Origin of the sequence: Pseudomonas sp. Z4-7 (assembly GCF_051131965.1) — a bacterium.
GTDB lineage: Bacteria > Pseudomonadota > Gammaproteobacteria > Pseudomonadales > Pseudomonadaceae > Aquipseudomonas.
Genome location: NZ_CP071642.1, coordinates 3,274,140 through 3,285,436, shown reverse-complemented (window position 1 = coordinate 3,285,436; position 11,297 = coordinate 3,274,140). Strand labels below are relative to the sequence as shown.

At 62.6% G+C, this 11,297-nt stretch carries 8 protein-coding genes; 6 read left to right on the top strand and 2 right to left on the bottom strand.

Annotated elements, in window-relative coordinates; all coding sequences use genetic code 11:
- The first annotated feature begins 13 nt into the window (after positions 1–13).
- From J3P91_RS14815 to J3P91_RS14805, 3 genes are all read left to right on the top strand, one after another.
- Positions 14–1,375 (top strand): DUF1329 domain-containing protein, encoded by a 1,362-nt coding sequence (locus tag J3P91_RS14815; protein ID WP_434600859.1) that lies wholly within the window; start codon positions 14–16, stop codon positions 1,373–1,375.
- Between the two features lie 66 nt (positions 1,376–1,441).
- Positions 1,442–2,545 (top strand): WD40/YVTN/BNR-like repeat-containing protein, encoded by a 1,104-nt coding sequence (locus J3P91_RS14810; protein ID WP_434600858.1) that lies wholly within the window; start codon positions 1,442–1,444, stop codon positions 2,543–2,545.
- 51 nt (positions 2,546–2,596) lie between these two features.
- Entirely contained in the window at positions 2,597–5,017 is a 2,421-nt protein-coding gene (locus J3P91_RS14805) for an efflux RND transporter permease subunit (RefSeq protein WP_434600857.1), read from the top strand.
- Positions 5,018–5,182: 165 nt separating this feature from the next.
- Here the strand turns inward: J3P91_RS14805 and mhpT are convergent, their stop codons facing one another.
- Positions 5,183–6,409: a 3-(3-hydroxy-phenyl)propionate transporter MhpT gene (mhpT, locus tag J3P91_RS14800; RefSeq protein WP_434574056.1), complete on the bottom strand. Its 1,227-nt coding sequence runs from the start codon at positions 6,407–6,409 to the stop codon at positions 5,183–5,185.
- 310 nt (positions 6,410–6,719) lie between these two features.
- Here mhpT and J3P91_RS14795 point away from each other — a divergent pair, with 310 nt between their 5' ends.
- A complete protein-coding gene (locus tag J3P91_RS14795; RefSeq protein ID WP_434600856.1) occupies positions 6,720–8,027 on the top strand; it encodes an OprD family porin in 1,308 nt (435 codons plus the stop codon).
- Positions 8,028–8,204: 177 nt separating this feature from the next.
- Here the strand turns inward: J3P91_RS14795 and J3P91_RS14790 are convergent, their stop codons facing one another.
- Positions 8,205–8,693: a MarR family winged helix-turn-helix transcriptional regulator gene (locus J3P91_RS14790; RefSeq protein ID WP_434574059.1), complete on the bottom strand. Its 489-nt coding sequence runs from the start codon at positions 8,691–8,693 to the stop codon at positions 8,205–8,207.
- A gap of 214 nt (positions 8,694–8,907) precedes the next feature.
- Here J3P91_RS14790 and J3P91_RS14785 point away from each other — a divergent pair, with 214 nt between their 5' ends.
- The gene (locus tag J3P91_RS14785) at positions 8,908–9,738 is read left to right on the top strand and encodes a p-hydroxycinnamoyl CoA hydratase/lyase (RefSeq protein ID WP_305500902.1); all 831 of its coding nucleotides are present in this window, start codon (positions 8,908–8,910) and stop codon (positions 9,736–9,738) included.
- A 105-nt stretch (positions 9,739–9,843) separates the two neighbouring features.
- Entirely contained in the window at positions 9,844–11,292 is a 1,449-nt protein-coding gene (locus tag J3P91_RS14780) for an aldehyde dehydrogenase (protein WP_434600855.1), read from the top strand.
- The last annotated feature ends 5 nt before the right edge of the window (positions 11,293–11,297 follow it).

Sequence of the window (11,297 nt, the reverse complement as noted above, 5' to 3'; positions counted from 1 at the left end):
AGGTGGATTCGCCATGCAGAACCCAGCATTCCTGAACACCTGCGTCCTCGCCCTTGCCCTGGCCGGCATGAGCCTGGCGCAGGCGGCGGTATCGCCTGAGCAGGCCGCGCGCTTGAAAACCGATCTGACCCCCTTCGGTGGTGAGCGCGCCGGCAACGCCGATGGCAGCATCCCGGCCTGGCAGGGCGGTTATACCCAGGTCGCGCCCGGCTACAAAGCGGGTGACAAGCGCCCTGATCCATTTGCCAGCGACAAACCGCTGTACTCGATCAAGGCGTCGAACATGACGCAGTACGCCGGCCAACTGGCCGAGGGCACCCAGCTGCTGCTGAAGAAATATCCGGACTATCGCCTGGATGTTTACCCGACCCATCGCTCGGCCGCCGCGCCGCAATGGGTGTACGACAACACCAGCAAGAATGCCACGCGCGCCGCACTGGACGTGGACAGCGAAAAAGTCTCCAACGCCTATGGCGGCATCCCGTTCCCGATCCCTGAGAACGGTGCGCAGGTGCTGTGGAACTATCGGTTGTCCTGGCAGGGCGGCGACACCATCAGCTCGCCGTTCGATACCTGGCTGATGACCGCCGGTGGCAAGAAAGTCCAGGCGACCCGGGCCCAGTACACCTACCAGTTTCCCTACTACGTCGAAGGCGGCAGCCCGGAAAACTATTCGGGCAAGTACCTGCTGGGCAAGCTGTTCACCGAATTGCCCTCGTCCAAGGCCGGCGAGGGCCTGATGACCCATTGGGACCTGGACCCGGCCAATCGTGCGGCCTGGCAGTACCTGGTCGGTCAACGCCGGGTTCGTCGTGCGCCGAACATTGCCTATGACACACCGGACTTCGTCACCTCCGGCGTCGGCCTGTTCGACGAGGCGTTCATGCTGTTCGGGCCGACCGATCGTTATGACCTCAAGCTGGTGGGCAAAAAAGAACTGATCGTCCCCTACAACAATAACCGCGCCGCGCTGGCCAAGAGCGACGAGTTGGTCAAGGTCGGCTTCCTCAATCCTGACCTGGTGCGCTGGGAAAAACATCGGGTCTGGGTCGTCGAGGCCACGCTCAAGTCTGGCAAGCGCCATGTCGTGCCGCGTCGCACTTACTACGTCGACGAAGACTCCTGGCAGATCCTGATGGCCGACGGTTATGACGCCCAGGGCAAGCTCGGTCGGCAAATGTATTCGCTGACGCTGCTGGCACCGGACCTGCCGGCCCTTACCGCACAGGTCATGTGGGGCAGCTACAACCTCGATACCGGGGCCTACTTCCTCAATTCGTCGAGCAACGACCTGACAGTCCAATACCAGAAGGTCGCGAAGCCTTCAGCGTCCTATTTCACGCCGGATGCCATGGCCAACGAAAACATGCGTTGAACCAGCGGTGGCCGTGACGAGGGAGTTCGGCGCGGCCACTGACGATTTTCCAGGCGGGATGACGATATGAACGTTGAAAAAATCTTCGCGAACCGCGGTCCGCTATGGGCAGTTTGTGCCCTGGTGAGTTGCCTGTGGGCGGGCGTGCCTTGGGTCGCGCAGGCCACGACCTTGGCCGTACTGCAGCAACCGGCGCTGCCAACGGCCAAGGCGCCGCGCGCGGTATTGCTCGGGCTGGCCCGGGCCGGTGAGCGCCTGGTGGCGGTCGGTGAGCGCGGGATCGTGCTGCTTTCCGACGATGCCGGAATGAATTGGCGCCAGGCCAAGGTGCCGGTCAGCGTCAGCCTGACGGCGGTGCAATTTGTCGATGCCGAACAGGGCTGGGCGGTCGGTCATCTGGGCGTGGTGCTGCACACCCGGGACGGCGGCGAAACCTGGGAAAAGCAACTCGACGGTGAGCGTGCGATCGCCCTCGCGATGCAGGTTGCAGAGCGCGATGCCAATGAACCCGGCGGTGCCAGCCAGTTGACGCAGGCTCGGCATATGCTCGCCGACGGGCCGGATAAACCGTTCCTTGACCTGTACTTCATCGATCGCCTGCACGGCTACGTCGTGGGGGCCTACAACCAGATCTACCGTACCGACGACGGTGGGCGTAGCTGGCAGCCGTGGATGCGTCATGTCGACAACCCGCAGGGCTTGAATCTGTATGGCGTCCGCGGCGTGGGCAAGGACCTGCTGCTGGCGGGAGAGCGCGGCCTGCTGTTGCGTTCGAGCGATGGCGGACAGTCGTTCCACGCCTTGAAGTCACCTTATGAAGGCAGTTTTTTTGGCCTGCTCGGCACCCGCGATGGGGCCTTGATTGCCTACGGTCTGCGTGGCAATGCCTGGTGGTCGGACGATCGAGGCAACAGTTGGCGACGCCTTGAGACCGCTATCGAGTCGACGCTGGCGGCAGCGCTTGAGTTGCGCGACGGCAGCCTGTTGTTGGCCAGCCAGGGCGGTGAGTTTTTATTCAGCCATGACCAGGGCCGCAGCTTTGACAAGCGTCAGAGCCGCAGCGGTGGCACGGTTGCCGCCGTGCAACAGGCGGTCGATGGCAGCCTCGCCAGCGTCGGTTTGAGCGGCGTGGCCGCCGACCAGGATCCGCGAGGCTCCAGTAAACCTTGAAACTTCACGGTGTAGCGCTATGGGCCACGGCTCGTGCAACAGGAGTCAAACTTGAAAGACGACAGAATCCAAACCGTGATCGGCCGCCAGGAAGACTTCGACCGGGCGTCGGGCAATTTCGCCGAGCGGGCGATTTTTAACCATCGGCCGCTGGTAATCCTGCTGTGCCTGCTGGTGACCCTGGTGCTGGGCTGGCAAGCCACGCGCATCGGTATCAATGCCAGTTACGAGAAGACCATTCCCACCGGGCATCCCTACGTCGCCAACTTCCTGGAGAATCGCAGTGAGTTGAGTGGCCTGGGCAATTCGCTGCGTATCGCCGTGGAGGTCAGGCAGGGCAGCATTTTCACCAAGGACTATCTCGATACTCTGGCCAGGCTCAATGATGAGCTCTATCTGCTACCGGGCGTCGACCGCCCCTATATGAAATCGTTATGGACCCCGACCACCCGCTGGACCGCCGTGACGGAGGAGGGGCTCGATGGCGGCACGGTGATCCCTGACGATTACGACGGCTCGGCCAGCAGCATCGAACAGGTGCGCACCAACGTGGGCCGTTCCGGTGAAGTCGGCCAGTTGATCGCCGGCAACTACAAGTCCAGTGTGATCTTCGTGCCGCTGCTGGAGATCAACCCGCAGACGGGCAAGGCGCTGGACTATGGTGAGTTTTCCCGGCAACTGGAGGCGTTGCGAGACAAATACCAGACCGACGACCTGCGGATCCATATCACCGGCTTTACCAAGATCGTCGGCGACCTGATCGAGGGAATGACCCAGGTCCTGCTGTTTTTCGTGGTGGCGGTACTGGTGACGGTGATGGTGCTGTTTGGCTACACCCGTTGTGCGCGCAGCACCCTGGTGGTGGTGACCTGTTCGCTGGCCGCCGTGCTTTGGCAACTGGGGCTGCTGGCACTGCTCGGTTACGAGCTGGACCCATACTCGGCACTGGTGCCGTTCCTGGTGTTCGCCATCGGCATGAGCCACGGCGCGCAGAAGATGAACGGCATCATGCAGGACATCGGCCGGGGCACCCACCGGGTGGTTGCCGCGCGTTATACCTTCCGCCGGCTGTTCGCCGCCGGCATCACCGCTCTGCTCTGTGATGCGGTGGGCTTTGCGGTGTTGCTGCTGATCAACATCCGGGTGATCCAGGACCTGGCGGTCACCGCCAGCCTCGGGGTGGCGGTGCTGATCTTCACCAACCTGATCCTCTTGCCGATCCTGCTCAGCTACATCGGCGTCAGCCCGGCAGCGGCGCAACGCAGCCTGAGTGCGGAAACCACCGAACAGCAAGCGCAGATCAAACATCCGCTGTGGCGCGTGCTCGATCTGTTCACCCAGCGGCGCTGGGCCATTGGCGCCATGCTGGCTGGCTTGCTGTTGGCGGCGTCTGGTTTTGCCGTGAGCCTGCACCTGAAAATCGGCGACCTGGACCCCGGCGCTCCGGAGCTGCGTGCCGACTCGCGCTACAACCGCGATGCGCTGTTCATGACGCAAAACTATGCGGCCAGCTCGGACATCTTCGTGGTCATGATCAAGACCCCGGAGGATCAGTGCACCCGTTACGCCAGCCTGTCCGCGGTCGACGCGCTGGCCTGGCAACTGGAGCAATTGCCCGGCGTGGAATCGACCACCTCGATGGCGGCGCTGAGCAAGATCGCCACGGCCGGATATAACGAGGGCAATTTCAAATGGTATGAACTGATCCCCAACGACGGCGCGCTGGGCGCCGTGCAAACCCGCGCGCCGCGAGAGCTGTTCAACCAGGGCTGCTCGATGTTGTCGTTGTACGTCTACCTGGCCGATCACAAGGCTGACACCTTGAACCGCGTGGTGGAGGCCAGCGAGCAGTTCATCGCCGGACATCAGCTGCCAGAGGTCAAGTTCATGCTGGCGGCCGGCAGTGCGGGGATCGAAGCGGCGACCAATATCGTCGTGAAGAAATCCATGCGCGAGATGCTCTTCTGGGTCTACGGCGCGGTCAGCCTGTTATGCCTGCTGACGTTCCGCAGCTGGCGCGCCACCCTCTGCGCGATGCTGCCGCTGATGCTCACCTCGATTCTGTGCGAGGCGCTGATGGTGGGGCTGGGCATGGGCGTGAAAGTCGCGACGCTGCCGGTCATCGCCCTGGGCGTGGGCATCGGCGTCGATTACGCGCTCTATGTGCTCAGCGTGATCCTGGCGCGCATGCGTGCCGGCGACACCCTGGCCCAGGCGTACTACCAGGCGCTGTTATTCACCGGCAAAGTGGTGTTGCTGACGGGCATGACATTGGCGGTGGCGGTGTCGACCTGGGCTTTTTCGCCGATCAAGTTCCAGGCCGACATGGGGATTTTGCTGGCCTTCATGTTCCTGGTGAACATGCTTGGCGCCCTGATCCTGCTGCCGGCCCTGGCATGGTGGCTATTGCCGCGGAAGGTGTTCGAAAAGAAGCCTGAACTGAGCCGGCGGGAGCGCTGGGTGAGGGGCTGAAGCGGTCATCCTGTGGGAGCGAGCCTGCTCGCGAAAGCGGAGCGTCAGTCGATAAAGAGGCTGAGTGTGCAGGCCCCTTCGCGAGCAGGCTCGCTCCCACAAAGGAACCTGGCGTAGACCTTCGTCATGACCGCCGAAAGTGCGATGTGGAAGCGATAGCCCCTGTCAGGATTTCTGCGCCACCGGCTCTGCCGTGCCCAACCGTGGCCCGGCCGAACGGCGGATCACGCTGAGGATGGCCAACGTCGCCACCACCAATCCAGGGGAGGTCGCCAGCAATACCGCAGTGGTCCCGCCGCCGGCCGCGAGGATCTGGCCGGCGGCCAAAGGCCCGGCCACCGAGCCCAGGCGCCCGATGGCAACGGCTGCACCGACGCCGGTTGCGCGCACCGCCGTAGGGTAGGAGGGCGGCGCCGAGGCATAAAGCACCAGTTGCGCTGCCATGACAAACAGCCCGGCGGCAAACCCGGCGATGCCCATCGGCATGATGCCCACCGACAAACCGACCCCGGCCAGGGCGCTCAGCAGGCCGGCATAGACAAACAGCACTACCTTGACGGCGTTGAAACGGTCCAGCAACAAACCACCGATCAACGATCCCAGGGCCCCGCCGATGTTGAACAGCATCTGCACCAGGCCGGCCTGGGGTTTGCTGAAACCTTGCTCCACCAGCAAAGAAGGCAGCCAGTTGAGCAGCATGTACATCACCGTCAGGGTGAAGAAATAACTCAACCAGAGACCCAACGTTGTCAGCCCCCGGCCTTCGCCGAACAGCGCCTGGCCGGTCGAACCACGGACCTCGCCCGCGACGTGTCGTATCTGCTTGAAAGCACTGGACTCCGGCAGCCACAGCAGCATCAACGGCACCACGAGCAAGGGCGCCAGGCCGCCGATGAAAAAGGTCATTTGCCAGTGCTCGCCAAAGGTCATGGCGACCACTGCCGCCAGCGCGCCACCCAGCGGAACCCCGGCGTACATGACACTGATGGCGGTACCACGGCGTTGTTCGCCCACGGCTTCAGCGCACAGGGCGATGAGGTTGGGGAGGGCGGCGCCCAGTCCCAGGCCGGTCATGAAGCGCACCAGCAGCAGGCTGGAGAATTGCTCGACAAACGCGGTGCCGAGGGAAAACACGCCGAACAGCAGGACAGCGGCAATCAGGATTTTCTTGCGGCCGATGCGATCGGCAATCCAGCCGCCGAAAAACGCACCTGGCAACAGGCCGATGATCCCCGCGCTGAAGACCCAGCCCATCATCTTCGGGTCCAGGGCGAAGGTCTGTCGCAAGCCGGCAGCGGCGGTGCCGGCCGATTGAAGATCAAAGCCTTCGATCAGCGCGACGATGAAACACAGGGCAATGGTCAGCGTCGCACGACGCGGCGGATGGTTCATGGCGAATCCTCTTATTGTTTTTGTCGGGACTGCGGCTCGAAGGGAACCCCGCAGCGCGGGATTAAGATTAACAAAGCTAACTAAAAAATGAATCGCGAGGAGCAACCCCGCGAAATCTTCGGTTTCTCTTGGAAATTCAGTAGTTTGGTATCTATAGGACAAACAGTTGCCATATTGGTTAATCATATTAACGTTCGATTATCGGACATTGCCGATTGACGAAGTACCGGGCCGTTTCCATTCTCTGTCCGCACAGCCCTCCACTGGGGCTGCCTCGATAGAAAACAACAACAAAAAGCGGACATCGAACATGCCAGATATCATCCAGGACGCCCAGGCGGCGATCCCTGTTTCACCGCTCGTTCACTGGTTGGCCGGAACCGGGCTGAGTCTTCTTTGCAGCGTGGCGCTGGCCGAAGGCTTCATCGACGACAGCCACGGCACGTTGACCCTGCGAAATTACTACATGGATCGCGATTACAAGGACGACGGCGCAAAGACTGCGGCCCGGGAGTGGGCCCAAGGCGTGTTCATGAACGTCGAGTCGGGCTTTACCCCCGGTACGCTCGGATTTGGCCTGGATGTACGGGGGCTGCTGGGCATCAAGCTCGACTCCTCGCCGGACCGCAGCGGCACCGAACTGTTGCCGGTGTCGAGCAGCGACAAGCGCGCGGCGGATGAATACTCGCGGCTGGGCGTGACCGGCAAGTTGCGTTTCGGCCAAACCACGGTAAAGACCGGCGATGTCTCGATTTTCCTGCCGTTTGCCTTCGCCAGTCCGTCGCGGCTATTGCCGCAGACCTTTCGCGGGACAACCCTGAGCTCCAAGGACATCGACGGATTGACGCTGAACACCGGTTACATCGATCGCATCGCCCGGCGCGATTCCACCGATTACCAGCCCATGAGCATCGCCTCGCCCAATCGTCGTTTCAACGGCGCGGCGACCTCGTCTCACATGGCGTACGTGGGGGGCGATTATCAGGTCAACAAGGATCTGGGCCTGCGCATCTACCACGCCGAAATTGCCGATCTGTACCAGCAGAATACCTTCGCCTTGCTGCACAACCTGCCATTGGGCGATGGCGTGCTGACCACCGATCTACGGAGTTTTTTCAGCAGCGAGGAGGGCGCCGCCAAGGCTGGCAAGGTGGATAACCGCAACGTCTCGGCGCTGGTCGGTTATCGCCTGGGCGGGCATCGCGTCAGCCTGGGCTACATGCATTCGAGCGGCGATACGGCCACGCCCTACGTGTCCGGCACCGAGCTGATGGGTTTGAGTGAAATGACCATGAGTTCGGACTTTCTCAATGCCAAGGAGCGCACCTGGCAAGCGATCCACGATTATGACTTCGCCGCCGTTGGCGTGCCTGGCTTGCGGACCCGGTTGCGTTACGTGCGTGGCGACCATATCGAGCTGGCGGCCCTCAATGCCGAGGATCGCAAGGAGCGTGAGTTCCAGATGGAGTTGGGTTATGTGATCCAGAGCGGCCCGCTGAAAAACGTCGGCCTGCTGGCGCGCAAGTCGATCTACCGAAACGACTTTCCGGGAACGGCGGCGTTTCGCGATGAAAACCAGACCCGGTTCCTGGTGACGTACAGCGTGCCGATCTGGTGAAGCCAGTGAAGCCGTCATTGACGAGCTTTCGTGGCGAGGGAGCTTGCTCCCGCTGGGCTGCGCAGCAGCCCCAAGCTATTAGCCGCGGCGCTTCAGGCAAACCGCGTCCACTGTGTTGGGGTCGCTGCGCAACCCAGCGGGAGCAAGCTCCCTCGCCACAGGGAGGAGTGAGGTTCCTTACTGGTAAACCTTCTTCAGCAACCGCAGCAGCTCCTCGCGCTCCGCACCATTGAGAGCGGCGGTGGAGTCCAGGTCGCTCTGGGCGGCGATCTGCTTGAGCTCCTTGAGCAGGGTTTCGCCGGTCTTGCTCAGGAAAATCCCGTAGGAGCGCTTGTCCGGCTTGCAGCGCACCCGTACGGCCAGGGCGCGGCTTTCCAGTTTGTTCAACAAGGGCACCACTTGCGGCGGCTCGATGGCCAGCGCCTTGGCGAGGTCTGCCTGCATCAGGCCGGGGTTCTGGTCGATGATCGCCAGGGCCGAGAACTGGGCCGGTCGCAGGTCGTGGACAGCAAGACGGCTGATCAGGTTCTGGAACAGTTTCAACTGCGCGCGACGCAAGGCGTAACCGATCAGGTCATCCAGCGCGGAATCCAGCGGCGCCTGCGTGTCGGTACCGTCGGCCAGGGGCGCGGCGGCGGCTTCGGCAAGCTTGGAAGACTTGGCCATCGAAAGGTGCATCCTCAAGGTCAGTGATTAACAAGGCTATCCAGTTTGCCGGGGTTGCCGCTCGGTGGCTACGGTCGCTGGTATTTTTTGTTCTCCGGCGTTGCATCCAGGCCGCCAGAAAAATACAGATAAATCGATTAATAGTTAATTGACATAACTAATATTCAAGGTTAGTTTTTCTCCATCTTCAGCCAAGAACAAGAGAGCACGCGCCATGAGCAACTACGAAGGTCGCTGGACAACGGTCAAGGTCGACATCGAGGAAGGCATCGCCTGGGTAACCCTCAATCGCCCGGAAAAACGCAACGCCATGAGCCCGACCCTCAACCGCGAGATGATCGATGTGCTGGAGACCCTGGAACAGGATCCCGCCGCTGGCGTGCTGGTGCTGACCGGTGCGGGGGAGGCCTGGACCGCCGGCATGGACCTCAAGGAATATTTCCGCGAAGTGGATGCCGGGCCGGAAATCCTCCAGGAAAAAATCCGTCGCGAAGCCTCGCAATGGCAATGGAAACTGCTGCGCATGTACGCCAAACCGACCATTGCCATGGTCAACGGCTGGTGCTTCGGCGGCGGCTTCAGCCCGCTGGTGGCGTGCGACCTGGCGATCTGCGCCGACGAAGCCACCTTCGGCCTTTCGGAAATCAACTGGGGCATCCCGCCCGGCAACCTCGTGAGCAAAGCCATGGCCGATACCGTGGGCCATCGTCAATCCCTGTACTACATCATGACCGGCAAGACCTTCGGCGGGAAAAAAGCGGCCGAGATGGGCCTGGTCAATGAAAGCGTACCTCTCGCGCAACTGCGTGAAGTCACCGTGGAGCTGGCGCGCAACCTGCTGGAGAAAAACCCGGTGGTGCTGCGCGCGGCCAAGCATGGTTTCAAGCGTTGCCGCGAGCTGACCTGGGAGCAGAACGAGGACTACCTCTACGCCAAGCTGGACCAGTCACGCCTGCTCGACACCGAGGGCGGCCGCGAGCAGGGCATGAAGCAGTTCCTGGACGACAAGAGCATCAAGCCGGGCCTGCAAACCTACAAACGCTGAGACGACAGCGCGGCGGGCGCCATCGTGGGCCCGCAGGTTGTTCGTCCAAGGCCCTCGGCGCTACTGTGAACGTGTTCCCGATAAAGACAATAAAGAGGAATCACCATGCTGGACGTGCCCCTGTTGATTGGCGGCCAGTCGTGCCCGGCCCGCGATGGCCGGACCTTCGAGCGCTGCAACCCGGTGACCGGTGAAGTGGTGTCCCGTGTGGCCGCCGCCACGCTGGAAGATGCAGACGCCGCCGTGGCCGCCGCACACGCTGCCTTCCCGGCCTGGGCCGCGCTGGCGCCCAATGAACGTCGCACCCGCCTGTTGCGCGCGGCCGAGCAGTTGCAGGCGCGCAGCGGCGAATTCATTGCCGCCGCTGGCGAAACCGGCGCCATGGCCAACTGGTACGGCTTCAATGTGCATCTGGCGGCAAACATGCTGCGCGAAGCCGCCTCCATGACCACGCAAATCAATGGCGAAGTCATCCCTTCGGACGTGCCCGGCAGTTTCGCCATGGCCTTGCGTCAGCCCTGTGGCGTGGTGTTGGGCATCGCCCCGTGGAACGCCCCGGTCATTCTCGCCACCCGCGCAATCGCCATGCCCCTGGCGTGCGGCAACACTGTGGTACTCAAGGCCTCGGAAGTCAGCCCGGCCGTGCACCGCCTGATCGGCCAGGTGCTGCAGGACGCCGGTCTGGGCGATGGTGTGGTCAATGTCATCTGCAATGCACCCACGGATGCGCCGGCCATTGTCGAGCGCCTGATCGCCAACCCGGCGGTACGGCGGGTCAACTTCACGGGCTCGACCCACGTCGGCCGCATCGTCGGCGAACTGTCGGCGCGTCATCTCAAGCCGGCATTGCTGGAGCTGGGCGGCAAGGCACCGTTGCTGGTGCTCGATGACGCCGATCTTGACGCAGCGGTGCAGGCGGCGGCGTTTGGGGCCTACTTCAACCAGGGCCAGATCTGCATGTCCACCGAGCGCCTGATCGTAGACGCGAGCGTGGCCGATGCCTTTGTCGCCCGACTGACCGCGAAGATCGCGACCCTGCGCGCCGGCGATCCTGCCGCGGGTGATTCGGTGCTGGGCTCGCTGGTGGATGCCAGTGCCGGACTGCGCATCAAAGGCCTGATCGACGATGCCCTGGCCAAAGGCGCCAGATTAGTCGCCGGCGGCCAACTGGACGGCAGCATCCTTCAGCCTACCTTGCTCGACGGCGTCACCCCGGACATGCGCCTGTACCGCGAAGAGTCCTTCGGACCGGTAGCGGTGTTGCTGCGCGGCGACGGTGACGAAGCGTTGCTGCGCCTGGCCAACGATTCCGAGTTCGGCCTGTCGGCGGCGATCTTCAGCCGCGATACCAGTCGCGCCCTTGCGCTGGCCCAACGAATCGAATCCGGCATCTGCCACATCAATGGCCCGACCGTGCACGACGAGGCGCAAATGCCCTTCGGCGGGGTCAAGTCCAGCGGCTACGGCAGCTTTGGCGGCAAGGCCGCCATCGAGCACTTCACCCAGTTGCGCTGGGTGACGATGCAGAACGGCCCACGGCATTACCCGATCTGAAAATC

Bases quoted from the DNA above. Each gene is read 5' to 3' on its own strand.
- J3P91_RS14790 (WP_434574059.1), bottom strand. From the start codon at position 8,693: ATGGCCAAGTCTTCCAAGCTTGCCGAAGCCGCCGCCGCGCCCCTGGCC.
- J3P91_RS14795 (WP_434600856.1), top strand. From the start codon at position 6,720: ATGCCAGATATCATCCAGGACGCCCAGGCGGCGATCCCTGTTTCACCG.
- J3P91_RS14780 (WP_434600855.1), top strand. From the start codon at position 9,844: ATGCTGGACGTGCCCCTGTTGATTGGCGGCCAGTCGTGCCCGGCCCGC.
- J3P91_RS14785 (WP_305500902.1), top strand. From the start codon at position 8,908: ATGAGCAACTACGAAGGTCGCTGGACAACGGTCAAGGTCGACATCGAG.
- J3P91_RS14810 (WP_434600858.1), top strand. From the start codon at position 1,442: ATGAACGTTGAAAAAATCTTCGCGAACCGCGGTCCGCTATGGGCAGTT.
- mhpT (WP_434574056.1), bottom strand. From the start codon at position 6,409: ATGAACCATCCGCCGCGTCGTGCGACGCTGACCATTGCCCTGTGTTTC.
- J3P91_RS14815 (WP_434600859.1), top strand. From the start codon at position 14: ATGCAGAACCCAGCATTCCTGAACACCTGCGTCCTCGCCCTTGCCCTG.